The sequence below is a fragment of the Bacillus sp. z33 genome (assembly GCF_058313615.1).
Window position 1 is genome coordinate 230,357 of record NZ_JBZFQN010000003.1, and the last position, 26,192, is coordinate 256,548.

General features: G+C 33.8%; 21 protein-coding genes. All 21 read left to right on the top strand.

The genetic code is table 11. The annotated features are described in order from the left end of the window. The first annotated feature begins 382 nt into the window (after positions 1 to 382). Complete coding sequence (locus AC4G3L_RS12970; RefSeq protein WP_491077404.1) at positions 383 to 1,126, top strand: YveK family protein; 744 nt, start codon at positions 383 to 385, stop codon at positions 1,124 to 1,126. Beyond that, complete coding sequence (locus AC4G3L_RS12975) at positions 1,116 to 1,814, top strand: CpsD/CapB family tyrosine-protein kinase (protein WP_491077405.1); 699 nt, start codon at positions 1,116 to 1,118, stop codon at positions 1,812 to 1,814. Before AC4G3L_RS12970 ends, AC4G3L_RS12975 begins: the two co-directional genes overlap by 11 nt. A gap of 83 nt (positions 1,815 to 1,897) precedes the next feature. Further along, the gene (locus tag AC4G3L_RS12980; protein WP_491077406.1) at positions 1,898 to 2,662 is read left to right on the top strand and encodes a tyrosine-protein phosphatase; all 765 of its coding nucleotides are present in this window, start codon (positions 1,898 to 1,900) and stop codon (positions 2,660 to 2,662) included. A gap of 338 nt (positions 2,663 to 3,000) precedes the next feature. After that, on the top strand, positions 3,001 to 3,876 hold the full coding sequence (galU, locus tag AC4G3L_RS12985) for a UTP--glucose-1-phosphate uridylyltransferase GalU (RefSeq protein WP_491077407.1): 876 nt from the start codon (positions 3,001 to 3,003) through the stop codon (positions 3,874 to 3,876). A gap of 57 nt (positions 3,877 to 3,933) precedes the next feature. Beyond that, positions 3,934 to 5,763, top strand: coding sequence for a polysaccharide biosynthesis protein (locus AC4G3L_RS12990; protein WP_491077408.1), 1,830 nt, complete (start codon positions 3,934 to 3,936; stop codon positions 5,761 to 5,763). Positions 5,764 to 5,918: 155 nt separating this feature from the next. Next, entirely contained in the window at positions 5,919 to 6,548 is a 630-nt protein-coding gene (locus tag AC4G3L_RS12995) for a sugar transferase (RefSeq protein WP_491077409.1), read from the top strand. A 28-nt stretch (positions 6,549 to 6,576) separates the two neighbouring features. Continuing rightward, positions 6,577 to 7,476 (top strand): SDR family oxidoreductase, encoded by a 900-nt coding sequence (locus AC4G3L_RS13000; protein WP_491077410.1) that lies wholly within the window; start codon positions 6,577 to 6,579, stop codon positions 7,474 to 7,476. 23 nt (positions 7,477 to 7,499) lie between these two features. Continuing rightward, positions 7,500 to 8,606: a glycosyltransferase family 4 protein gene (locus AC4G3L_RS13005; RefSeq protein WP_491077411.1), complete on the top strand. Its 1,107-nt coding sequence runs from the start codon at positions 7,500 to 7,502 to the stop codon at positions 8,604 to 8,606. Between the two features lie 17 nt (positions 8,607 to 8,623). Then, the gene (locus AC4G3L_RS13010) at positions 8,624 to 10,006 is read left to right on the top strand and encodes a nucleotide sugar dehydrogenase (protein ID WP_491077412.1); all 1,383 of its coding nucleotides are present in this window, start codon (positions 8,624 to 8,626) and stop codon (positions 10,004 to 10,006) included. 2 nt (positions 10,007 to 10,008) lie between these two features. After that, positions 10,009 to 10,998: an SDR family oxidoreductase gene (locus tag AC4G3L_RS13015; RefSeq protein ID WP_491077413.1), complete on the top strand. Its 990-nt coding sequence runs from the start codon at positions 10,009 to 10,011 to the stop codon at positions 10,996 to 10,998. Positions 10,999 to 11,490: 492 nt separating this feature from the next. Beyond that, positions 11,491 to 12,303 carry a glycosyltransferase family 2 protein gene (locus tag AC4G3L_RS13020; RefSeq protein ID WP_491077414.1) on the top strand — a complete coding sequence of 271 codons (813 nt, stop codon included), beginning with the start codon at positions 11,491 to 11,493 and terminating at the stop codon, positions 12,301 to 12,303. Between the two features lie 402 nt (positions 12,304 to 12,705). Further along, positions 12,706 to 13,854 carry a glycosyltransferase family 1 protein gene (locus AC4G3L_RS13025; protein WP_491077415.1) on the top strand — a complete coding sequence of 383 codons (1,149 nt, stop codon included), beginning with the start codon at positions 12,706 to 12,708 and terminating at the stop codon, positions 13,852 to 13,854. 121 nt (positions 13,855 to 13,975) lie between these two features. Beyond that, entirely contained in the window at positions 13,976 to 15,427 is a 1,452-nt protein-coding gene (gene wzy, locus AC4G3L_RS13030; RefSeq protein ID WP_491077416.1) for an O-antigen polysaccharide polymerase Wzy, read from the top strand. Between the two features lie 498 nt (positions 15,428 to 15,925). Further along, positions 15,926 to 16,954 (top strand): glycosyltransferase family 2 protein, encoded by a 1,029-nt coding sequence (locus AC4G3L_RS13035; RefSeq protein WP_491077417.1) that lies wholly within the window; start codon positions 15,926 to 15,928, stop codon positions 16,952 to 16,954. Continuing rightward, on the top strand, positions 16,947 to 17,993 hold the full coding sequence (locus AC4G3L_RS13040) for a polysaccharide pyruvyl transferase family protein (protein WP_491077418.1): 1,047 nt from the start codon (positions 16,947 to 16,949) through the stop codon (positions 17,991 to 17,993). The genes AC4G3L_RS13035 and AC4G3L_RS13040 overlap by 8 nt, the downstream gene beginning before the upstream one ends. Positions 17,994 to 18,040: 47 nt before the next feature. Further along, complete coding sequence (locus AC4G3L_RS13045) at positions 18,041 to 19,552, top strand: MATE family efflux transporter (RefSeq protein ID WP_491077419.1); 1,512 nt, start codon at positions 18,041 to 18,043, stop codon at positions 19,550 to 19,552. Positions 19,553 to 20,340: 788 nt separating this feature from the next. After that, entirely contained in the window at positions 20,341 to 21,366 is a 1,026-nt protein-coding gene (gene galE, locus AC4G3L_RS13050) for a UDP-glucose 4-epimerase GalE (protein ID WP_491077420.1), read from the top strand. Positions 21,367 to 22,464: 1,098 nt separating this feature from the next. Then, complete coding sequence (locus AC4G3L_RS13055; RefSeq protein ID WP_491077421.1) at positions 22,465 to 22,647, top strand: hypothetical protein; 183 nt, start codon at positions 22,465 to 22,467, stop codon at positions 22,645 to 22,647. After that, positions 22,590 to 23,393, top strand: a complete 804-nt coding sequence (locus AC4G3L_RS13060; RefSeq protein WP_491077726.1) for a retron St85 family RNA-directed DNA polymerase — start codon at positions 22,590 to 22,592, stop codon at positions 23,391 to 23,393. Before AC4G3L_RS13055 ends, AC4G3L_RS13060 begins: the two co-directional genes overlap by 58 nt. 109 nt (positions 23,394 to 23,502) lie before the next feature. After that, complete coding sequence (locus AC4G3L_RS13065) at positions 23,503 to 24,339, top strand: hypothetical protein (RefSeq protein ID WP_491077422.1); 837 nt, start codon at positions 23,503 to 23,505, stop codon at positions 24,337 to 24,339. Next, positions 24,336 to 26,003, top strand: coding sequence for a hypothetical protein (locus AC4G3L_RS13070; protein ID WP_491077423.1), 1,668 nt, complete (start codon positions 24,336 to 24,338; stop codon positions 26,001 to 26,003). Before AC4G3L_RS13065 ends, AC4G3L_RS13070 begins: the two co-directional genes overlap by 4 nt. The last annotated feature ends 189 nt before the right edge of the window (positions 26,004 to 26,192 follow it).

Sequence of the window (26,192 nt, forward strand, 5' to 3'; positions counted from 1 at the left end):
GAGTCTGACTTGAATGCTGATTTAGATCCCATTGTATAAATCGTTTCGTAGATCTGTAAAATAAGATTTTTTATACACTCCAGTTTGTGTATGTTCAGGTAGAGCAAAGGGTTGACCAGTATAAGTGCTAAGAGTGGGTATTTGTTTAAATTTTAGATAAGTACAAATAGAGAATATTTTTCCACTTTCTTTTAACTTAATTTTATATTAATCTGAAAAAGGTGATTTTTCCACACTTAGAGGATATAACCAATGTTTATTGATGGAAGATAGATTACATATTACAATTTATTAGAAAAAATTAAATAAAATTTCCATAAAACAGATAAATTTTTGTCGTTTTATTGTATAATGTTTAATATTATGTTAATCGGAGGATGAAATGGAAGAAACTATCAGCTTGAAGGATTTGTTTGAAACCTTAAAAAAACGTGCATGGTTCATCATTTTGATTACAGTTTTAGCAGTTTTGATAAGCGGAGTAACCAGCTTTTTTATTTTGACTCCAATCTATCAATCTTCTACACAGCTGCTTGTTAATCAAACAAAGAGTGAAGAATCATTATATAGTCAAAACATGGTTCAAACGAATCTGCAACTCATCGAAACATACAATGTCATTATGAAGAGCCCGGTTATATTGGATAAGGTCATTGAGGAATTAGATTTGAACCTTTCCGCGAGTGAGCTCACAACTAAAATAACAGTAGCCAGCGAACAGGAATCTCAAGTAGTAAATGTATCTGTTACAGACGAGGATCCACATATGGCTGCAAAAATAGCGAATACGACAGCGGAAATTTTCAAAGAAGAAATCGTCGATATTATGAATGTCGACAATGTCAGCATCCTTGCAAAGGCAACCGTTTCAGACAATGCTTCACCGATTAAACCGCAGCCACTTCTTAATATAGCGATTGCGATGGTCGTCGGTTTAATGATTGGTGTAGGGATTTCCTTCTTGATGGAGTATTTCGATAATACGATCAAAACCGAGCAGGATATTGAACGAATTTTAGATTTACCTGTTATTGGCGTGATTGGTGTCATTGAAGAAAGCAATGTGCAAATGGAAGCAAGGGCAAGAGCGAAGAGATCAGGAAGAGGTGAACAGCGTGGCGCGTAAGAATAAAAAACAGCTTGGGAACAGCAATCAACGGAAGCTTGTGACCTATTTGGAACCCAAATCACCGATTTCAGAACAATTTCGGACATTAAGGACGAATATCCAATTCTCCTTTATAGACGAAGAAATGCAAACGATTATGATTACATCATCAGGCCCAACAGAGGGGAAATCAACAACTGCTGCCAATATTGCCGTTGTATTCGCCCAGCAGGGAAAAAGGACGTTATTCATAGATTCTGACCTGCGTAAACCTTCTTCGCATTATACGTTCTCATTTACGAACAGCCTGGGATTAACAAGTGTATTGACAAAGCAAATCGAGTTTGAAAAGGCCTTACAGATTGTTGAACCTTTAGGGTTGCATGTACTGACAAGCGGACCACTGCCGCCGAATCCGGCTGAGTTATTGTCATCAAGAGCGATGACAGAATTGATTAACAAGGCAAAAGAAGAGTTTGATATCATTATTATTGATACTCCGCCGGTTACAGCCGTAACGGATGCGCAAATCATTGCGAATCTTTGCCAGGGAGTCGTGCTGGTAGTGAGCAGCGGACGGACACAGGTTGAGGATGCGATCAAAACAAAAGAACTATTATTGAATACTGGGGCTAAAATCCTGGGTGCTGTTCTCAATAACAAGAAAATGAAGGACAATACGTATTATTATTACGGTAAAAAATAGATAAATACCTAGACTTTCCCTTTAAAAGTAAGTAAGATAGATTCATTGATTGTAAAAAATACAGTGAGGGGTTGCGTGACAAAATGATTGACATACATAGTCACATCTTGCCAGGTTTGGATGATGGTGCACAGAGTTTGGAAGATTCGATGAATATGGCTAGGCTTGCCGTCAGTGAAGGAATCGACACGATCATTGCAACCCCACATCATAAAAATGGTGCATACGAAAATACGAGATTGAATTTAATACCCGAGGTTGAACGATTAAATGAACAGTTGGAAAAAAGCCAGATTCCATTAACGGTCCTGCCCGGCCAGGAGGTCAGGGTGTATGGTGAATTGCTCGAGGATATGGAGCAGGGCTTTATACAAACCGTAAACAATTCCTCTTATCTCTTAATTGAATTTCCTTCAAATCATATACCCAGGTACGCCCATACTTTATTTTTTGAACTGCAGCAAAAAGGAATCAACCCAATTTTAGTTCATCCTGAACGGAATATGGCCATTGTCGAAAATCCAAATCTTCTCTATGACTTTGTTCAGAGAGGTGTCAGTACCCAGCTGACATGCGGCAGTATCGCCGGTAAGTTTGGCAAGAAAATCAAGAAAGTATCAATAGATTTACTAGCATCAAATTTAATCCATTTTGTCGCATCTGATGCACATAATGTCTCAACCAGACAGTTTTGGATGAATCAAGCATTGGATGAACTGGAAAAACAGTTCGGATTAGACCAAATCTATTATTTCGAAGAGAATGCAGAGTTACTCATTAGCGGGCAGGCAATCATGAGAGAAATGCCGCAGCCAGTCAGACAGCGTAAGTTTTTAGGGCTTTTTTAATGATAGATCATGTAGGTGATGCCTCCTAACCTTTATCAAGGGAGACACTCGGCCATGCTGTGGGAGGTAGGAAAAGCTTCCTTAGATGCAAATAGTCATCAATAGGATGGTGTGAGGAGGGGTTAGATGCCCGTTTTTAATAATATGTAAAATTAAAAGTCTGATTATTTTTTGTATATAAATTTGTATGGGTAATAGGACAATTCGTTATATTACTCCCATTCTTAATTATTAACTAACCTAATATAAATGTCTAACATTTTAATGGTTAGTTTGGAAAGTCGATAATTTATACCTAAAAAATACACGTTGGACAAAATTTTGGAGGAGGTTCACACTTGCAAAAAGTAAGAAAAGCGATTATTCCCGCTGCCGGACTTGGAACACGATTCTTGCCGGCCACAAAAGCGATGCCAAAGGAAATGCTGCCGATTGTTGATAAACCGACGATTCAATATATTGTAGAAGAAGCAATTGAATCTGGGATAGAGGATATCATTATCGTGACCGGTAAAGGAAAGAGATCCATCGAGGACCATTTCGATCATGCGTATGATTTAGAGAATAACTTGATGGAAAAGGGTAAGTTTGATCTTCTCGAAAAAGTACAAGCTCCTTCCAAGGTCGATATCCATTATATCCGTCAAAAAGAACCTAAAGGACTGGGTCATGCTATCTGGTGTGCACGTAATTTTATTGGCAACGAACCATTCGCTGTTTTACTTGGTGATGATATTGTCCAGGCAGATAAACCATGCCTGCGTCAGTTAATGGATGAATATGATAAAACATTTTCTTCTATTATAGGGGTGCAGCATGTACCGATGGAAGATACCAATCGATACGGAATTATTGATCCCATTGAGCAAAACGGACGACGCTATCAGGTGAAGAGTTTTGTGGAAAAACCGGAAAAAGGAACAGCGCCATCTGATTTAGCCATCATGGGAAGATACATACTACGTCCGGAAATTTTCACATTCCTTGGTGAGCAAAATATTGGAGCTGGCGGAGAAATACAGTTGACAGATGCGATTCAGAAGCTGAATGAAATTCAGCGGGTATTTGCTTATGATTTTGATGGGAAACGATACGATGTCGGCGAAAAATTAGGCTTTATTGAAACATCGATTGAGTTTGCGCTTCAGGATGCTTCCTTGCGAAATGACTTATTACGATTCATGGAAGAGAAATTAAATATCATAAAAAAATAAATATTTGGAGATAGACCGGACATGTGCCGGTCTTTTTTAGAGGAGAGGTGTTAGAACATGACATACCGTAAAAGGTTGACCACTTTGATACTAGTAGACTCCATTATCGTGCTAACGGCTATCTATTGCAGTTACCTTGTCCTCCACCCATATTTGGATATTTTCAAAATGGAAACCTTATTAATAACCGCTTTGGCTCTGTTAATCAGCCATCATCTATATGCATTTATTTATAAACTTTATAACAAGGCATGGGCATATGCGAGTGTACGAGAGTTAGTTTCAATTGTAAAAGCTGTGACATTAACGATTTTAACAACTGCGATCGTTCAATTGATTATTTTTCAAGATGTTTATGTACGAGCATTGGGGATTACCTGGATGCTTCATATCCTCCTGATTGGCGGTTCACGGTTCTCTTGGAGGGTATTCAGAGATCGTTATATAAACACCCAAGATAGTGAAAAGAAGCGAACGTTAATTATCGGGGCTGGTGCAGCAGGAACTATGGTAGCAAGACAACTGCTTCAAAAGGTGGATACTGATTTAGTACCTGTAGCCTTTATTGACGATGATCCATATAAACAAAGACTCCAATTTCATGGATTAACAGTAGCAGGCGATACAGCTTTTATTCCAATGGCAGTTGCCTTACATGAGATCGAAGTTATCATTATAGCGATTCCATCCTTGTCAAAGGGTGAGATAAAACGAATTTATGAAGAATGCTCTAAAACGATGGCAAAGGTTCAGATTATGCCAATGATTGAAGAGATTATGTCCGGTAATGTCTCTGTTACACAATTTAGAGACGTGGAAGTTGAGGATTTATTGGGTCGCGAACCGATTAAGCTCGATATTAGTAGTATTTCTGAATATGTGGAAGGAAAGACGATACTGGTAACCGGGGCTGGGGGTTCAATCGGTTCAGAAATTTGCCGTCAGATATGCAAGTTTACGCCAGGTAAACTTCTTTTACTAGGTCATGGAGAAAATAGCATTTATTTAATTGATATGGAATTGCGGAAACAATATAGTGATTCGATTGAAATCATTCCAATTATTGCAGACATCCAGGATCGAAACAGGATTTTTGAAATAATGGATCAATACAAGCCAGATGTTGTCTATCATGCGGCAGCACATAAGCATGTGCCAATGATGGAATATAACCCGAGAGAAGCTGTAAAAAATAATGTGTTTGGTACTCGAAATGTAGCAGAAGCAGCAGATACGTTTGGTGTTGGTACGTTTGTAATGATTTCAACTGACAAGGCGGTAAATCCCCCTAATGTAATGGGGGCAACAAAGCGTTTTGCTGAAATGATTATTCAGAACTTGGCGAAAGAAAGCAAGACGAAGTTTGTTGCGGTACGGTTTGGAAATGTGCTGGGTAGTCGCGGGAGCGTTATTCCACTGTTTAAGAAACAGATTCAAGCTGGTGGTCCTATAACAGTTACACATCCTGATATTACAAGATACTTTATGACGATTCCGGAAGCTTCAAGGCTTGTGATACAAGCGGGGGCATTGGCTCGTGGAGGAGAAATATTTGTACTTGATATGGGGGAACCTGTTAAAATTGTCGATTTGGCTAAAAATCTGATCACTCTCTCAGGTTATTCAGTAGATGAAATTGGAATACAATTCTCTGGTTTAAGACCAGGTGAAAAGATGTATGAAGAGTTACTTAATGAAAATGAAATCCAAAATAATCAAGTATTTCCGAAAATCTTTATTGGGAAGGCAGAGCCGATGAAGAAACATGAGCTTTATGAGGTCATTGAGACGCTTCTTGATAAGGATTCGATTGAGATGAAAGACACTTTAGTGGGGATTGCTAATACAAAATTTAGTGATAAGCAGTCGTTAGTGATTGGTGGTTAGGAATTAGTTGGAAAGGTAGCGTTGTTTTATGCACTATCTAACGAAATAATTAGATACTAGTTGACGAAATTGTCTCATCCCTTCTGAGATGGGAATAAGAAGTAGATTGGTTTGGGCCCTATCTACTAAATAGTTATTCAAGGAGGGTTACATGTATGTATATGAAAATTAAAAGACTGATAGATATCATTCTTTCTTTAATAGGGCTTATAGTCCTATCACCGATTTTTTTAATCCTAATTATTGCTATTAAAATTGAATCAAGAGGGCCAGTTCTGTTTAAGCAAAAACGTGTAGGACTTAACAAGAAGTATTTCAATATTTTGAAGTTTCGTACAATGAAGATAGATACACCTAAGGACACTCCGACTCATTTGTTAGCAAATCCAGAACAATACATTACTAAAATAGGAAAGTTTATGAGAAAGACTTCTCTAGATGAGTTACCTCAAATTTGGAACATCTTTGTTGGACAAATGAGTATTATCGGACCACGGCCCGCACTGTGGAATCAATATGATTTGATTGCTGAACGTGATAAATTTGGTGCAAATAATGTTCCACCCGGGCTGACTGGTTGGGCGCAAATTAATGGACGTGATGAGCTTCCAATTGATGTAAAGGCAAAGTTAGATGGCGAGTATGTTGAAAAGATTAGTTTCTGGATGGATGTTAAGTGTTTTTTTGGAACCATCGTTAGTGTAGTGAAAAGTGACGGGGTTGTTGAAGGTGGAACAGGAGTTAAGAGGGAAGTGGCTAGTAGCAAGGAGTCTAGCTCTTCATGAAAGTAAATAGGGCAATTGAGGTGTTAGAATGCTTTTAGTCACAGGAATTACTGGTCATACGGGTAGATACTTTTTACAAGAACTTATTAATAATAATTATGAAGGATGTATTCGCTGTATTGTTAGGGGAACATCAAATACTTCTATCTTAGATAACAGTGGCTTAAATATAGAAAAAGTTGTAGGGGATTTAGATGAACCAGACTTTATTGATAGGGTGATGAATGGTGTTGATACAGTTATGCATATCTATAATATTCACCATTCCCCAGTGATTGTTCGATCTGCTATTAAGAATAAAGTTAAAAGGGCTATATTGGTACACACCACAGGAATTTACTCTGAATTTAAGTATGCCTCTGAAGGATATAAGAAAATCGAGCAGGAAATTGAGGAACTTAAAAGCGACACTAAGTGTAAGACAAATATTACAATACTGAGACCATCGATGATCTATGGAGACCTTTGTGACCGTAATATGAGTAAGTTTATTAAGATGGTAGACAAACTTAGAGTTGTGCCTGTTATCAATGGTGGAAATAGTTTAATACAACCAGTAAATGCAAGAGACTTAGGAAAGGCATTTTTTACCGTATTAATATCTCCAGAAGAAACAGATGGCAAGGCTTATGATCTTTCAGGTGAAAGACCAATTAAAATGATTGATGCTTTCAAAGTAATAAGTGAAGAACTTAATAAAAAGACAGTCTTTATTAGCGTACCTTTGAGCTTAGGAGTGTTGATGTCAAGGGTTATTAAAACCATGACTTTAGGAAGAATTGATTATATAGAGAGAGTTCAGAGAATGGGGGAAAACAGAAATTATTCCCACGATAAAGCAACTAGTAATTTTGGTTATAATCCCATGTCTTTTGAAAAAGGAATACAAATAGAAGTTCAAGAGTATCTGGAGAGAAATAGAACTTAGTTAAAATGAGTAGGAGCATTGTTATGAAAATAGCTATACTTTCAAGTCATACATCATCATTGTTTTGGTTTCGGATGGATATGATGAAAGATTTTATCAAAAATGGTCATACCGTCATTGCTTTGGGATCTGAGCCTGAAGAGGATTGGAAAGAAAAATTCAAAGGATACAATATTGATTACAGGCAGTTATATGTTGAACGAAATGGTTTGAGTCCACTCAAAGATTTAAAAACTTTAAGGTTTCTTTATACATTCATGAAAAAGGAGAGACCCGATAAAGTATTCGCATATCAAGCAAAAACGGTTGTTTATGGAGGAGTAGCTGCAAAGTTAAATGGCATTTCTGAAGTTTACCCTTTGATAGCTGGACTTGGCTCAATATTTAGAGGAGAAGGCTTTAAAAATAAAATAGTAAAAACAATAATGAAAGTAGAATACTGGGCTGCTTGCAAATGTAGCAAGAAAGTATTCTTTCAGAATCAAGATGATAAAAATGAGTTTATTCAAAATGGTTTAGTAAAAGATAATAAGACTGTAATAATTAATGGTTCGGGAGTTAATCTTGAAAAATTTAAACCAACACAATTTCCGGAAGAACCAGCATTTCTCTATATTGGTAGACTTATTAAAGATAAAGGGATACTGGAATATTTAGAAGCATGTAGAGAAATTAAAAATAAATACCCTAAGGTTCGTTGTTTACTAGTAGGGCCATTTGACAGTAATCCTTCTGCCTTAAACTCAGATGAGTTAAAGCCCTATATAGAAAATGGTGTTATTGAGTATTTTGGGGAACAAGCTGATGTGAGACCATTTATCTCTCAATGCAGCACCTATATATTACCATCTTATCATGAAGGTACGCCAAAAACGGTATTAGAAGCCATGGCAATGGGGAGGTCAATCATCACGAGTGATGCTCCCGGTTGCAGAGAGACAGTTATTGAAGGATTAAATGGATATTTAGTAAAGGTCAAGGATATCAAAGGGTTAGTGAATAAGATGGAATACTTAATATCTAATCCTGAGATATGCAAAAACATGGGGCAAGAAAGCGAGAAGATTGCTAGAGGAAAATATGATGTTAAGGTTGTTAACCAAACAATTATCCAGACAATGGGACTATAAATAAAGGAGAATTCAATATGAACCTATATGAGAAGATTGTTAATAGAGAAGAGAAAATTTCATTAGTTGGGCTTGGCTATGTAGGGATGCCAATCGCTGTTGCTTTCGCAAAGAAGGTTGATGTGATTGGCTTTGATCTAAATAAACAAAAAATTGAGCTTTATAAAAACGGCATAGATCCTACAAAAGAAGTGGGAAATGAAGTAATTAAGAATACAAAAGTTGAGTTCACCTCAGATGAAGCAAGACTTAGAGAAGCAAAGTTTCATATTGTTGCCGTGCCTACACCGGTAAAAGATGATCACACACCTGACTTGACACCCGTTGAATCAGCAAGTCGCACTTTAGGTAGAAATTTGACTAAAGGTTCAATAGTTGTCTTTGAATCTACAGTTTACCCTGGTGTAACTGAGGAAATCTGTGTTCCCATTTTAGAAAAAGAATCGGGGTTAAAATGTGGTGTAGACTTTAAAGTTGGTTATTCGCCAGAAAGGATTAACCCCGGTGATAAAGTTCATAGACTAGAGACTATTATAAAAGTTGTGTCAGGCCAAGATGAAGAAACCTTAGATACTGTTGCAAAGGTATATGAATTAGTTGTTGAAGCGGGCGTGCATAAAGCAGCAAGCATTAAAGTGGCTGAAGCTGCAAAGGTTATAGAAAATTCACAACGTGATATTAATATTGCTTTCATGAATGAACTTTCTATCATTTTTGATAAAATGGAAATTGATACAAAAGCAGTACTTGAAGCAGCTGGGACAAAGTGGAACTTTCTGAATTTTTCTCCAGGTCTGGTTGGTGGTCACTGTATAGGGGTTGATCCATACTACCTTACGTATAAAGCAGAGCAAATGGGTTACCATTCCCAGATTATTCTTTCAGGAAGAAAAATCAATGACGATATGGGTAAATACGTTGCTGAAAGTACAGTAAAGAAAATGATTAAGGCGAACAAACAAATAAATGGTGCAAAGGTAGCTATTTTTGGTGTTACGTTCAAAGAGAACTGTCCTGATGTTCGAAATACAAAAGTAGTGGATGTAATCAAAGAATTAGAAGAGTATGGGGTAGACGTTAAAGTTGTAGATCCTCAGGCAGACAAAGAAGATCTATGGCATGAATATAAAATTAATCTTTGTGAAGTAGAAAATATAAAAGAGTTGGATGCAGTAATTTTTGCTGTTCCACACGATGAATTTAAAGCAATTCAATTGGAAGATTTAAAAATGATGTTTGGAACAACTGGGTATATTAATTCGGAAGTAGCGAATGAAGTAGCTGCAACCTCTGAGTTTGATAGAGATATTAATAGAAAAGATTGTGTATTGATGGACCTTAAAGGAGTATTTAATAGAAAAGAAGCAGAGGATAAAGGATTTGCTTATTGGAGGTTATAAAAATGGGATATGAAAATATAAAGTTTCCAGAAGGAAGTAAATTTTTGGTTACAGGATCAGCCGGTTTTATTGGCTCTAACTTAGTAGAAGCTATACTTAAATTAGGCTATAAAGTTAGAGGTCTGGATAATTTTTCAACTGGAAAAAAGGGGAATGTGAATGAGTTTATAGATAATCCTAATTACGAGTTTATCGAAGGAGATATTCGTGATCTTGAAACATGTATGAAAGCTTGTGAAGGAATTGATTATGTTTTAAATCAAGCTGCATGGGGGAGTGTTCCAAGAAGCATTGAGATGCCTTTATTTTACGAAGATGTAAACATAAAAGGTACTTTAAATATGATGGAAGCTGCAAGGCAAAGTGGTGTAAAGAAATTTGTCTATGCTTCTAGTTCTTCAGTGTATGGTGATGAGCCCAATCTTCCTAAAAAAGAGGGAAGAGAGGGCAATGTATTATCACCATATGCACTTACCAAAAAAGTAGATGAAGAGTACGGAAAACTCTATACAAAATTATATGGACTTGATACTTATGGTATGCGTTATTTTAATGTATTTGGTAGAAGACAAGATCCTAATGGTGCTTATGCAGCAGTAATTCCAAAATTTATTAAACAGTTACTTAATGATGAGCAACCAACTATTAATGGTGATGGAAACCAGAGTAGAGATTTTACTTACATAGAGAATGTAATTGAAGCAAACTTAAAAGCTTGTAATGCATCTCATGAAGCGGCAGGACAGGCTTATAATATTGCCTTTGGTGGGAGAGAGGTTTTAATTGATATCTATACCCATTTGTTAAATGCATTAGGAAAAGATATTCAGCCGATATTCGGACCTGATCGTAAAGGTGATATTAAGCATAGCAATGCTGATATTAGTAAGGCAAGGGAAATGTTAGGGTATAGCCCTGATTGGAGTTTTGAATTAGGAATACAAGAAGCTATTGAATGGTATAAGGATAATTTAAGAAATGATTGCAATTAATAAAAAGATCAAATAATGTTCAACTATTAGAGGACAAGACTGAAGCTATTAAGTATGCAAAGGCGCTATGTCTATTTACAAGAGTACATTCACAATATTCGGAATGAACTTAAAGTATTGGTCGTAGTAGAGGAATTGATTCGGAGAGTTTGCACTCCAATATCAAAGAAACTAGACTTTCAGTGTATGGGTTAAAATTTGTGATTGATTCTAGTTCGAACTCACCCGGAAAAATCGAAATTAGTTATGGATTTTCGTATCATGCATAAATAATTTCGGAGGGATGGAAAAGATGTGGTATTTGCACATTCACCTCTTAACGCTCTGGAAGAAGTCATTAAAAGCTTATAATTGAAGACTAATGAGAAAGACAGAGTTCTATGTAGTCTGATGGTTATTAGGTATTTGGACTATAAAAGTATAAGTTTGAATGGATAGATTACAGGATTAAAAAGGAATTTTTTTATTCGTACGAGAGAAAGGAATTTAATAATGGGTGAAGATAAGGTATCTATCATAATGGGAGTATATAATTGTTCAGATACTATTAGACCAGCAATAGATTCGATTTTAGAACAGACATATAAAAATTGGGAATTTATTATATGTGATGATTGTTCAACTGATAATACCTATAAAATATTATTAGAATACAAAAACTTATATCCAGATAAATTCATTATTTTAAAAAATAATAGGAACTCTAGACTAGCATATAGTTTAAACCATTGTTTGAAGTATGTAACAGGTAAATATGTTGCACGAATGGATGGCGACGATTTATCTCATCCTCAAAGGTTTGAAAAACAAGTTGATTACCTAAAAAAGAATAAAGCGGTTGATCTGGTAGGAACATCTATGCAGCGTTTCAATGAAAATGGATTACAAAACATTTTATACAGTATTGAATCTCCAGATAAATATACATTGAAAAATAAAATACCTTTTAATCATGCAACTATTATGACATATAAAAGTGTATATGACCACTTAGGTGGATATACGGTATCTGAAAGGACCAAAAGGTCACAAGATAAAGATCTTTGGTTCAGATTTTTCAAAGAAGGATTTATAGGTCGGAATATAACTGAAGCGTTATACTATGTAAGGGAGGATTCATCTGCTATTAGAAGAAGAACATTTATAGTCCGTTTTAATGCATTTAAAACAACTATATTAGGATATAAAATGTTACAATACCCATTTCATTGGTATATACCCGCTACAATAAATTTCCTTTTTAAGAGTATTACTCCATTTTTTTTAGTCGATATTTATCGCAAATATCAATATAAAAGAAAATAATAATTTTACTTAGAACAATTTAATAAAAAACAATTTTTCATGTAGGAGGGGCGTTCCTTCCTACATTTGTTTGTTGCGAATTATACACCCCTTTTTTATAAGGTGTCTTTTATAAGCATCTTACAATTAAGATAGTATATAACAATGGATATGATTATCTCATTATGGGAATACAGAGATTACTCGTCGTACTTTTATAAAGGGGAAAGTGATATTCTGGTAGAAAAGTATCACTATTCAACCCTTGTGTACGAATGAAAATAAAAGTAGTTCACATACCATAATTTTAATAGTTTTATCTTTCAAAATTTGCTTCTAGATAATATAATATTTTGCACCAAATAATAAATACTTTTGAGAATGTTGTTGATGGATGTGTAGTAGAAGGACGGAGGTATATTTTTGGGTAATAGAACAGAATCAAACCCTGTTAAGAGAGTGTTACAAATTACGGGGAAGATGAATCGTGGCGGGGCTGAAACAATGGTAATGAATTTATATAGAGAAATAGATAAGTCAGTTATTCAGTTTGATTTTATTTCATACTCTAAAGAAGACGGAGAGTACGATGATGAAATTAAAAAATTGGGCGGAAAAATAATACATATACCGAGTTTAAAGGAAGCTGGGTTATATAACTATATTAAAAACTTGAAGAAAGTTAATGAAAAATATGGTCCATATTATGCTATACATTCGCATACCTTATTTAATTCTGGATTTCCGTTATTAAGTGCTAAATTAATTGGGATACCGATTAGAATCTGTCATGCCCACAGTACTTCAACAACCAATATAAATAATTTTAAATATAGTATATATAAAATGTTAATGAGAGCTTTTATTAAAATTAGTGCAACTCAAAAACTTGCCTGTGGTATTGATGCAGGAAAATATTTGTATGGTCGTGATTTTAATCCAGAAGGTGAGGTTTTTCCTAACGCCATTCAAATAGATAGTTTTATAAGTAGAAAAAAGGAACAAGTAGCTAGATGTAAAGCGGAGATAGGTTATAAAAAAGGTGAATTAATAATCGGTAATGTTGGTAGTTTCAGGACTGCCAAAAATCATGCCTTTATGGTAAAAATTGCAGAAGAAATGAAAAATAGAGGAATTCTGTTTAAAATGGTTTTTGTAGGTACTGGTGATTTAATTGGAGAAATAAAGAATTTAGTCGTTTCAAAAAAACTTGAGGATTATGTTGTGTTTTTGGGGTCTAGAGATGATGTTCCAGTCTTAATGGGAGCATTTGATGTACTTTTAATGCCTTCATTGTATGAAGGTTTCCCAGTAACGTTAGTTGAGTCTCAAGCAAGTAATATTGTGGCTGTGATCTCTGAAAATATTACTGATGAAGTAGATTTCGAGCTAGGAATGATTAAAAGAATCAATTTATCCGAGAGCATTAATAATTGGATTAGTGCAATTTTAGATGGTGCAAAGGGTAAAGATAAATTCTCAAATATTGAGATATATGCCCGACTATCGGAACGAGGATATATTATTAAGGATAGCACAAAGAAATTAATGAATGTATATGATATAGAGTAAGAATATTTATAGATTTCTCTGATTAGAGAATTACTTTGTCACTGTTGTTATTAAGATGTTTTTTAGAAAGAGAAAAGCCAGTAAAACATTTCGATCCATTAAAGAAAGTGAGTTACACTTTATGAGAAAACTTTCTAATAATTTCAATAAATGCTTTTTTTTGAACATAATGCTGACGTTGTTTGTAATATCATGTAGTCTAGTAATTTATGTTTTATATCTACCCTATGAAATTCGATTAGGGTTGTACTCCTGGTTAGGAAATATCGTATTATTTTGTGGGATAATAACCTTCAAAAAAATAAAAGAAACACATATTAATCCTTATACAATGTTTTTTTTGAGCTATTACTTATTTTCTTTTGGACAACCTTTTTTATTTTCAATGGGAATTGAGTATGAGAAATTTAATTTATTGCGTATTTACCCACCAGAAGATGTACTGCTATACTGTTTGTTTTTTTGTGTGGGCACATGTTTTATGCTATTAGGAGCACTTATTGCAATTAAAAAAGATAGTATATCTACAACGATAGAAAAAACTGAATTAAAACAAGATGATATTGTTCTATACAACGCAGTAAAAATAGTTGCTTGGTTAATGTTTATTTTATCCACGCCCATTTATTTAAACAGTTTGATTTCAAATTTGATGAGCTCTATTAAGTATGGATATGGATCAATATACGAAAAAACAGATACTTCAGCGACTACTAATGTGATTGAATCTCTGGATATGTTGTTTGTAACATCAATAATTTTGTTATTAGTAATATATAAATCAAATAAATTAATTAGAAATATATTTATGGTATTTCTCTTACTTGTAATTATGGGTATTTTTATTATAGGTGGACGAAGTGGTGCGATGGCATTACTATGTGTTTTAATTTTCATATGGAACTCGGAAATCAGGAAATTTACAAGAAGAGATAAAATCACTTTATTCGTAGGATTACTAATGATTTTTTCTCTATTGCCTGTAATTCAAAACTTTCGTAGCACTGAATACAAAACACTTGGAGACTTTTTTGAGGTTTTACAAGTCATGTACCAAGATAATTTGTATATTAATATAATCGGTGAACTAGGTGGGTCTATGCAGCCTTGGCTTTTAACTTATGATTTAATCCCAGAGAATTATTCTTTTAAATTTGGTCAGTCCTATTTAGCTTCGTTCTTAGCAGTTATACCATCAATATTATTAGGAGGCCATTCATTTACAGAATATGCTCATCTCAGTGGTTGGTTAATGGAAGCGAAGAATATGAGCTATGGTCCTGGTTTTTCAATACTAGCAGAATCATACTATAACTTCGGTTGGTTTGGAATAGTATTCATGTTTGTGATGGGCTGGTTTATATTCAAGTTACTAAGTAATAATATGCTTAGAGGGAAAATAATAAGGTATAAAAATGCATTTTCTGCAATCGCATTATATCTGTTTATAACTATGGCAAGATCCTCGTTGTATCTAGGTGTAAGAAAAGAAGTATATTCGATTATTTTACCTATAATAGCTATTATGATTGTTTATAGCTCACTTAAGAAAACAGCCAATAAGAAACTTTAACAGTAAAGTTTAATTTGAATTTCACTTGTTTATTCAGAAAAGAAGCTTATAAATTTCATTTATATGTTCTATGGCAAGGCGATTTAGATAAAGAGTTATACGTCTATATCATCATGATCTCTCTGAATTAAATGAGTATTTTAGGTTATAGTTAAAATTCATACAAATATATGAAAAGTGCAGGTTTATTTGTTTGTTCTTTATATCGCCAGGAGGATTATAGTTCTGTAATAAAGGAGTCATTAGTAGTTGAAACCCTAGTAATAATAACACTTTGTACAGGGGTGCAAGATATAAATTACTGATAATAATGAAGTGTCTCTTTATAAGGGATTAGTAAAATTAATATAATGAAAAGGATATAAAAAAGCATTATTAAGAAAAACCTATTTAAAGTTCAAGCTTTTGTTCAAAAAATACAGTAAAAGAAGTCGAATGTGTTACTTGATTTATATGAGCAGAGCAATATTTAATGTGGTATAGACGAGGTGTTTTTATATGGTAAACAAGGTCTCGATTGTTGTACCGATATATAATGTAGAGAATTATATTAATAAATGTATTGATTCAATAATCAATCAGACGTATAAAAATCTTGAAATAATATTAGTAAATGATGGGTCTCCGGATACTTCCGCTGAAATATGTAATGAATATGAAAAGATAGATAATAGGATAAAAGTGATTCATAAAGAAAACGGTGGCCTATCAGATGCTAGAAATGCCGGAATGAATGTTGCGACAGGTGATTTTATTATTTTTATAGATGGTGATGACTATGTTGAATTAAATATGGTTGAAAAAGCCCTAGAAGGAGCACAATCGAGTAATTCCAATATCATTATATGGGGCTTTTTTGTTGATTATGTTGATGAAAAGGAATCGTTATTAAAGTCTATAGTTCGTACGCATAATTCAGGCGTATATAGTAAAGAGGAATTAAAAAGTATTCATCTGGAAAAGGACTTTATTGGCAATTTGGGATATGCATGGAATAAAATGTATAATCTTAAGTTTTTAAAAAGTAATGATTTTAAATTCACAAAGGGGTTATCATTAGTAGAAGATATCGTTTTTAATTCCCCAGTCTTATCTAAAAGTGAAAAGATCGTATTTCTTGATGAGCCTCTTATACATTATATTCAGCGTCCTAGGATTACCTTAGGAACAAAGTTTTATAAAGATTTCTTTGAAATTAAGAAAAAGGGTCTTAGGGCTTTGAAAGAGTTACTATTAACATGGGGACATGAACCAAAACTCGTTGAAACGGTTATAGCTTCCATTGGTTTCAATAATCTTAAAACAACAATAAAATCGTTAAGTGGGGCAAGTAACTTAACAAGGTCGCAGAAAAGAATTCAAATCATAAAGGTATTTAATGATCCTTTTGCAAAGTATATTATTAACTCATTTGATCCCCAAACTACGAAAGATAAGGTAATAGTAAATCTTGTGAAATTGAGACTTTTTAATATACTTTTCTTATTTTATGCTACTAACCAAAAGATTAAAAAGAGGGTTGATTAAAATAATTTCTTTCAATAAAAAATCTATAATTAGAATGAAACTTTATATTAAATATCTACTAAGTAGTGAAAACTCGTTTAACTTTAGTGTGGAAAGAGAAAAGAAAAAAATTGTTGTCGCACTTGCTGCTGATTATGGGAATTTGGGTGATGTTGCTATAACATATGCGCAAACAAAATTTCTAAAAGACAATTACCCAGACTACGAAGTAATCGATTTTCCAATAAGTAAAACCTTTACAAATATGAAATCGCTAAAGAAAATATGTACTCCACAAGATATTATTACGATTGTAGGTGGAGGGAATACTGGCGATATGTACGATGATATTGAATATTGTAGGCAATTTGTAATAAAGCAATTTCCGAAAAATAAAATAATATCGTTTCCTCAAACAATTGATTTTTCTAATTCAATTTATGGAAAGGAAGCTTTTAAAAAATCAACTAAGATTTATGGTAATCATAAAAAATTAACATTATCCGCACGTGAAGTGAATTCTCTAAAATTATATAAAGAGAAATTTAACAATAAGGTTATTTTTGTTCCGGATATAGTATTATCTTTAGATTTAAAATCACCAGAATTAGAAAGAAAGGGAATCACTCTTTGTATGAGAGAGGATAAAGAAAAAAAACTATCAATTAAGGAAGAAGAAGCCTTAATAAGTTATCTGGAAAAAAATGATAAAGTAAGATTCCATGATACACATATAAACAAGAATAATATGAGTATAAGTGAGCGAGAAAAAGAATTGGAAAATATATGGGCTTCTTTTAAGAAATCTAAACTAGTTATTACTGATCGTTTACATGGTATGATTTTTTGCGCAATAACAGGTACACCTTGTATTGCGTTAGATAATTCGAATGGAAAAATTTCAGGAGTGTATGAGGCTTGGTTACAAGAATATAATCATATTAAAGTTTTTAAAAATTTTAATTTAGAGGAAATAATACATGTTCTAGAACCTATATCAAATTCCGAAATGAACTATAAGGATTTAAATTTCCAAGAATTAAGAATGGCACTTCAATAATGTAAATAATTATTGTTGATTAAAGAAAGCAAATAAAGGTGATCGAAATGAAATTAATGTATAATTTACTGGCCTCACTTTTAACATTTGTACTCTCTGCAATGATTTCCCTTTGGATGACACCTTATATTATTAATAATATTGGGGCCGAAGCATACGGATTTATTCCTATTACACAGAACTTTATTAATATTCTTTCTGTCATAACAGTTGCCTTAAGCTCAGTTATTGCACGTTTTTTTACACTAGCTATTCAGCAGAAGAATTACTCTCTTGCACAGAGTTACTTTAACACATATCTTTTTGCTTCTATTATATCCTCGGGGTTATTATTGTTAATCTTTGTTTTATTATCCTTGAAGATAGAGAGTTTTATAAATATTCCAAGTTACTTAATTTTTGATGTTAGAGTTTCAATTTTAATAAGTGGCTTTTTACTAATACTTACCTATATAGGGGCTGTTTTTAATGCAGCTCCTTTTAGTGTTAATAAATTGTATATAACAAAAGGGATTCAAGCAATTAACGCAATTATTAAATCTATAATTATCTTTCTTTTGTTAACAATACTCACTCCAAAAATCTGGTATGTAAACCTTGGGGCAATGCTAGCTGGTATTTTGTCCTTTATATTAGGGGTCGTATTTTTTAGAAAACTGTTACCTTCTTTAGAAATAAGCATTAAAGATTTCCAGATGAATAAATTAAAGGAATTATTAAGTGCTGGGATGTGGAATTCTATAGGGCAGATTGGAGTTCTTCTCTTCCTATCAATAGATCTACTAATAGCCAATATTATTTTAGGACCTAATCAAGCAGGGATATATGCAGCAATTTTGCAACTTCCTTTACTTTTGAGAAACCTTGCTGGTATTTCTGCTAGTGTTTTTGCACCGATTATTATTACACATTATGCTAAGAAAAATTTAAAATTATTAATACAATATTCAAATAGAGCGGTTAAATTAAATGGTTTGCTTGTAGCCTTGCCAGCTGCACTAATGTGTGGATTAGGTAGCGCAATTTTAACTGTATGGTTAGGTATCGATTATGAGAAATATAAGTGGTTATTAATTCTAAACTCAGCTTATTTGATCTTTACATTAAGTGTAATGCCTTTAAATCATATATTCACTGCTGTGAATAAGTTGAAATTCCCAGCAATAATAACAATAGCAACAGGCTTATTAAACTTAATTTTGGGTATTTTACTTTCTGGGCCTTTTGGTTTAGATCTTTATGGAATAGTCATTGCTGGTGCTGTTGGATTGACTTTTAAAAATCTGATATTTACACCTTTATATTGTTCTTACGTTACAAATCAACCTTATTACATTTATTTTAAAGGCATTTTTCAACCAATATTGGGAAGTGGATTTGTAATAATCTTATGCCTAGTTATCCAGCACTTTTATAGTATAGAAAGTTGGATTGATTTGTTAGTAACTTGTTTAATCACTTCATTAGGGTATATAGTATTTAGTTATATCTTCTTGATAAATAATGAGGAAAAGCAATTAGTTAAGAATATTATCGGAAAAGTGCATCTTAAAAAATAGTAATATTAAGATAAAAAAGTCAATTTAACTAAAGTGGTCATGAATGTTGTTCAATCCATGGAAAAGTATTATGAAGAGAACGAGTCAGCTGATAGTTGTGAACCAGTGATTGCGAAGAATGTATCTAGTCACTACGTAGGAAGAATTAGTCTAACATAGCCTCTTTTGCTGATTATTCGGGGTGAGGGGCTTAAATGAATGTATTTATGAGTCCGTGGAATGTTTCTCTGGGGTGATGATTGCAAGTCAGATTAGAAGTTGCTTTTACTGCCCGCTTTGCCCTGGCTTCATAAAGAGTGATTTCACCAAACAGGGTAGACATATACGATCAGCTGTTATAGAGAAAGCTTAGTACAGCAGCCATCCCCCCATATTCCTATACTGTTCTACCACTTTTTCGAAAAGATTTTTTGGTTTCATTTTTAATGCACAAGCAATTGATAAACATATTAATAGATGGAGTTTGAGTGTAGTTTTTCAGTCTGATAAGGTAATTGCAATAGGCAATATCGGCTACCACTTGCAGGAATAATACCCTTGTCTTTCTTTCCCTCTTGATGATTTTGCCCATCGGATAGTTGCGACGGTCGTTTTCCAAAGGTCATTTCCTTTTTGTAATATTAAAAATAGAGTATTCCTTTCACTCCATGCAAAGGGAAATTTCGCCTGAATAACATCTAAGACTGAACGTAATAAATCCAATATTCATCTGTAGTCGAAAATATTGTTTAATCTAACCTGATGCTTATTGATAATAAAACATAGATTATAAGGAGGTATATTAAAAGGTGGCTATCTTAATTACTGGAGGAGCCGGTTATATCGGCAGCCATACATGTATTGAGCTCTTGAATGTCGGTCAGGATATTATTATTGTAGATAACTACTCAAATAGTAAACTCGAATCACTTATTAGATTGAAAGAAGTTACAGATAAAGAGTTTAAATTTTATGAAATTGATCTTCTTAACCGGGATAGTGTCGAGGAAATCTTTCTAAAAAATCAAATTGATGCAGTTATCCATTTTGCGGGTTTAAAGGCAGTCGGAGAATCCGTATCTATTCCCCTGCATTACTACCACAATAATATTTCTGGAACATTGATTCTCTGCGATGTGATGAACAAGTATGGCGTTAAAAACCTTGTATTTAGTTCATCTGCAACTGTTTATGGATTTCCAGATCAAGTACCCATATCTGAGGATTTTCCACTAGGTGCAACAAATCCTTATGGCCGCACAAAGTTAATGATTGAAGAAATTTTGAGAGATTTATATGTTTCAGACCCATCATGGAGCATTGCTTTATTGCGTTATTTTAATCCGATAGGGGCACATGAGAGTGGTTTAATCGGAGAGGATCCAAACGGTATTCCTAACAATCTTATGCCATATATCACTCAAGTGGCAGTTGGGAAATTGAAAGAATTACAGGTATATGGAAATGATTATCCAACTGTAGATGGGACAGGTGTAAGGGACTATATCCATGTTGTTGATTTGGCTATGGGACATTTAAAAGCACTAGAGAAGGTAATGTCAAGTAATGGAGTAGAAGCTTATAATCTAGGAACAGGTAATGGATATAGTGTACTTGAAATGGTTAAAGCATTTGAGAAGGCATCAGGCAGACAAGTTCCTTATCGTATCGTAGATAAAAGACCAGGAGACGTTGCTATTTGTTATGCAGACCCTTCAAAGGCTAAAATGGAACTAGGATGGGCGGCTGAAAGAGGAATTGAAGAAATGTGTATGGATTCTTGGAGATGGCAGGAAAAGAATCCGAACGGTTATGAAATTAAAATCAGGAAATAGATATGCTATTAAGAGAAAGTAAATTAAATGCCATGTTAGAAATTCATAAAAATCATTTACTCTTTTTTCACAAATACATAAGTAAATTATCTTAATATAGCTGATGGTTTATATGTAAATCTACTTTTAGGCGGTATAGGTTGGGGTATAGAACGATTAGGTGTCTAGAGTATAAAATATGTATGTAAACATGGCTTTTTAGAAGAAAGGCTCTTCTTACATTAAATGATAAGATGAATGAATAATATAAAAAGAATAGAACCATTGTTCCATTCTTTCGGATTGTAGACAAAAGGAATTCAGAATAGCCCAATAGGGGCCGATTACTGGATTCCTTCTTTATTTTTTGGCTTTTACATGTGGGATAGACCTACCCTCATCTATTTTTTAGACCATTTTGGGGCTTTTCCAAGTCCAATTGGCCATCTTCTACAAGTTCATGGCAGCAAAAGTAAGAATCGCCTGCATGGAAGTTTTTTAAGCCCCATAAAGTCGTCCAATGCATTCCATGCTTTTCTTTCGCATTCGCGCATTATTTAGCATTAGAATACTTAAGAAAAGGAAACACAAGCAATACCTTTAACTTGGATAACGGATACTCTGTCAAAGAAGTTAATGTAATGAGACATTTATCAAATCATCCAATACAAATAGAAGTAAAAGAAAGAAGATCAGGGGATCCTGCTGTCTTAATTGCTTCGTCAGAGAAAGCGAAGAATGTTAAGATAATTACTGATGCTTGTAATTGGCATAAGAATAATCCTCATGGTTATTCATCGAAATAATTGATGCGTTTCTCCGTTTCCTAGTTTTAAGCACTTCGAATATTTTAACATTGTTGTTACTCCGTAAATAATTCCAGAAATTTATGTATCAAAAACTGGTAAACAGTGGTATTGTAGTAGGATAGAGAGTCCATTCCTTTAGCATTCCGGTAGTGTTTCGCTACTGAAGTTGGAAATTATGTCATGAGGGCTATCGCCCGGAAGGCTAACGCCTCCACACTTGAAGGCTTCTGCCTTGTTGTACTTCCGTACAAAATGTGAAGGGTGGCTCTTTTTTTTTGCCTTAAGAGTATGGCTGGGAGGTTGGGTTAGTTTGGATAGCAATAAAAAATTTGGATTCTCTAAATTCCTAAATACACGTTATCCTTTATTGAATGATGTGGTTCAAAAAAAAGGTATCATTATCGACAAATACAAGTTAATAAGAGAAATGGGAAAATTCGAACTTTATATAGTCCTAGTAAAGTATTACGGTATTATCAAAGATGGATTTTAAACGAGGTGGTATCTAAATCATCTGTTCACGAATGTTGTACGTCATATCAACTGGGAGTGCGACTAACAACAAATATAGCGCCGCATCAAGATAACCTTTATTTGCTTTGTGTTGATATAGAAGACTTTTTTACAAATATCTCATCTGAAAAAGTATTCCAGTTTTTTAGAAGATTAACACATGACTCCAATAAAGCGAAACTTCTAACAGAACTATGTACATTAAATGATTCACTTCCACAAGGGGCTGTATCATCCCCAGCTTTGTCGAACGTAGTAAATTATAGGCTTGACAAGCGGATTCATGGTTATGCAAAAAAGCATGGACTTACGTATACACGTTATGCAGATGATACTACCCTATCAGGAAATGATATAAATGTTCTAAATCAAGCACTCATTATCTTAAGAACCATTATTAGCAGTGAAGGGTATAAAATCAATAAAGAAAAAACGCGGATAACAAAACCAGGGTTGAAAAGGAAAGTAACTGGTTTAATTATTAATGATGAACAAGAGGTTCGTATTGGTCGGGCAAAGTACCGCCAGTTAAGGAGTATGATATATACTTATAAGAATAGCAGGGCTCTTTCTGGTAAGGAAAGAAAGAATTTATATTTAAAAATTGTTGGATGGATTTCCTATTTAAAAATGGTTGATCCAAAAACTCTTAAGCTTCTAACAAAATATATAGATAAATTATACGAAGATCGATATAATAATCATTTTTCTTCGTACATTCATTAATCGGTTTTTTTATTGTGATTTGAGTCTTTAATGTGGAACGAAATTTTTTTTATAATAATTGTTGGCCAAGAGGATCACTTATTTCTCTGACCAGAGGGAGTGAATACTTTTGGAGACTCAAGAAGGGTTATTTTGCAGTTATATGAAAGCGTTTCCCAAAGAACAAGAGCAAATGTTTAAAGCTGTAGAATTTATGCTGGATCAAGGAACGGGCGGGGCTATCTTGGATATTTTAGCACGTAAAACATTTCGGGATACTAAAAGCGATTATCTTAATCGGGTAAAAAAGGAAGCTTTTAGCAGGGAAGATGGACTCATTTATCTATTTAAGGCTCTTTTATGTTGGTATGATACATGGAAGGACACTTTTAATTCTTTTAATCATAAAAATGCAAAAATAAAATACATTGAAAAGCCTGTCCATACTTGGCTGCACTGTTTATTGACGGGCCAGCAGCATGTCTATCATAAATTAGCTAATAAAGAAATGGTCATGGTAGGAAAGTCAGATTGGGACGAAATAAATAAAAGAAACGAGAAAACTTTATACTCTACAAAGAGAGAGTCAGATTATACAGCTGAGGAAAAAGAGAAAATCAATCGGTTGCTAAAGCTTTATGAGAATGATTTAGATGTTCGTTTGAAGGAATTATTGTTAGAGAAACGTATTGCTATTTTTCTTGAAAATCTTTGGAGTGAGGAACATATAGAGGAAATTATTCAAAAGTATAATTTCCTACATATTCGACAGTACTCGGCGGTTGAGTTGACACATGATCCTGGAATGTTTGATTATTATTTATTTCTTACCTCCCAAGCCTCTCATGCAGCTAAATATAAATTAGAAAAGAATGTCTCAAAAGAAAAGGTTTTTTTGATTAGTAGTATGAATAAGGACATGGTTATGGATGAGTTTTTAAGACAATTGAGAGGAAAATTAAAATGATTCCCAGACAGAATTTCTTCAATGCTATTAGCGAAAGAGTATCTCATCTTCCATTAATGGATGAGACCTACTATAATAAACACCTTTTCTATAAATCATTTGACCTTACTGAAAGTCATTTTGATGAAGTAGTTGACCTATTTGCTAAGATTGAGTACACCCTTATAAATCATAAACTCAAATATTATCTCTTGATGGATAAAAAGATAATAGATGCCCAAGATGCGCTATGTAGATCGTGTAGTGATTTATATAGCGAACGAATCGGTTGTAACACTGAACTTAAGCAATTAGTAGATACAACTATCATTCCCTATTATCATGGTAGATTTTCGATTAATTTATCTAGGGAAATTAGTTTTTTACCATTAGAGCTTCGCCTTTACATCTACACTCGTATGCTGGCCATCGAAGCTAACACAGCTCAGCAGATGCATATAGTAAACCGTATAGCCTTGACTTTACACAAGTTAGATGAACGGTTTTTGGGAGATTGCGCCATTTTTATAACTGCTTGGATGAAATCGAAGCTCAGTCTCTATTTGGGAAATTATCAATATCTAACGTTTTCTGAGATTTTAGTAAAAGAGAGAGACAGCACCCATCAAGCTGGAGGCCTGCGAGAGACCATCCTTTCGAAAGCTGAAATGACTCCTGAACAAGAAGGGAGAGAGTTTTGGTATGGGTTTAAAAGCTTCAGTAATCTTCAAAGCATTCATAATGTTGAGGCGGCTAAGATCTGTTTAGATTTATATAAGGAGTACTACAAAAATTCATTCAGTGTTGTGCAAGAAATTCATCATATCCTTAGGGATTATTATGAAACGAAAGATACAACTAAAATAAAAGAACTAATTCGAAAGGAAGGTTTAGACTCTGTTTCTATTATGAAGAGATATGTTCAACACTCTTATGATTCTGAAGTAAGAGAAATGTCGTCTGTCAAAATTGATAATTTAGATTGGAAACTAAGAAACCAGGCAAAGAGATTTATGAATAATCAAACGGGAAATGACTACCTGTTTCTTAATCCTAATGCAATAGCTGTTAATGAAGATGACTTAAAGGTACCAGCTAAGTTATCAAAAGAAGAAACAGCTCCCTATTTGCTAAAATTATCAGAGATGATTGATAAAAGGAAACTAGCATTATCAGAGTTTAATCAGTATTTACTAGATTTAACGACAGCAATCATAAACGGAGAAAATTGGGGAATGAGAGATTACAATCTAACTATTGGCACACTTGGCAGTGTTTATAGTCTAGTGTGGTTGAGAAATGGTAATAAAGATAAGTTAACTTTGCTTGAAGCATTAGTTGACTTCTTAGGAGAAAAGCAAAATGTTCTCCATTCAGGAAGTGGCTGGCCGGTAGGTTGGGTAATTGAAGAAGATCAAGCAAGGTATCGAACGTGTGTTGTGTTTTATTCGATGAATAGGAATCTACCAGAATTTATTGGTTATTCAATGTATGGAGGGGATGTAGCTTCAATGAAAAAACTATCAATCGAAAAGCAATTTTTAGAAACTCGTGCCGCCCGAGTAGAATGGGATCGTATTGAAAAAGACATAGATGCCCCTAAATCCCTTCGGAAAAATCGAGTAGCTTTTTGGAAAAAACTTCGATTAGAACGTGAGAAAGAACTTGGAGGGCTTCAGTTATAGATTACATAAGCCTTTATTAGTCAAAAGAGTGATGGAGTTGGGTAGCATCCTTCCAGTACTTGATACTAGTTTACTTTTTAAAGTATTTTTATTTTCTATAAAGTTAATTTAAACAAGGTATATGTATAGTTTTGAAAAAAGTATCAATAAAGTCGTCGGCAATTACTGACTTTATCGATACTTTTTTAT

Coding starts and splice junctions, on each gene's coding strand:
- AC4G3L_RS13015 (WP_491077413.1), top strand. CDS start 10,009: ATGGGATATGAAAATATAAAGTTTCCAGAAGGAAGTAAATTTTTGGTT.
- AC4G3L_RS13010 (WP_491077412.1), top strand. CDS start 8,624: ATGAACCTATATGAGAAGATTGTTAATAGAGAAGAGAAAATTTCATTA.
- AC4G3L_RS12995 (WP_491077409.1), top strand. CDS start 5,919: ATGTATATGAAAATTAAAAGACTGATAGATATCATTCTTTCTTTAATA.
- AC4G3L_RS13070 (WP_491077423.1), top strand. CDS start 24,336: ATGATTCCCAGACAGAATTTCTTCAATGCTATTAGCGAAAGAGTATCT.
- AC4G3L_RS13000 (WP_491077410.1), top strand. CDS start 6,577: ATGCTTTTAGTCACAGGAATTACTGGTCATACGGGTAGATACTTTTTA.
- AC4G3L_RS13020 (WP_491077414.1), top strand. CDS start 11,491: ATGGGTGAAGATAAGGTATCTATCATAATGGGAGTATATAATTGTTCA.
- AC4G3L_RS12970 (WP_491077404.1), top strand. CDS start 383: ATGGAAGAAACTATCAGCTTGAAGGATTTGTTTGAAACCTTAAAAAAA.
- AC4G3L_RS13005 (WP_491077411.1), top strand. CDS start 7,500: ATGAAAATAGCTATACTTTCAAGTCATACATCATCATTGTTTTGGTTT.
- AC4G3L_RS12990 (WP_491077408.1), top strand. CDS start 3,934: ATGACATACCGTAAAAGGTTGACCACTTTGATACTAGTAGACTCCATT.
- AC4G3L_RS13035 (WP_491077417.1), top strand. CDS start 15,926: ATGGTAAACAAGGTCTCGATTGTTGTACCGATATATAATGTAGAGAAT.
- wzy (WP_491077416.1), top strand. CDS start 13,976: ATGAGAAAACTTTCTAATAATTTCAATAAATGCTTTTTTTTGAACATA.
- AC4G3L_RS13045 (WP_491077419.1), top strand. CDS start 18,041: ATGAAATTAATGTATAATTTACTGGCCTCACTTTTAACATTTGTACTC.
- AC4G3L_RS12980 (WP_491077406.1), top strand. CDS start 1,898: ATGATTGACATACATAGTCACATCTTGCCAGGTTTGGATGATGGTGCA.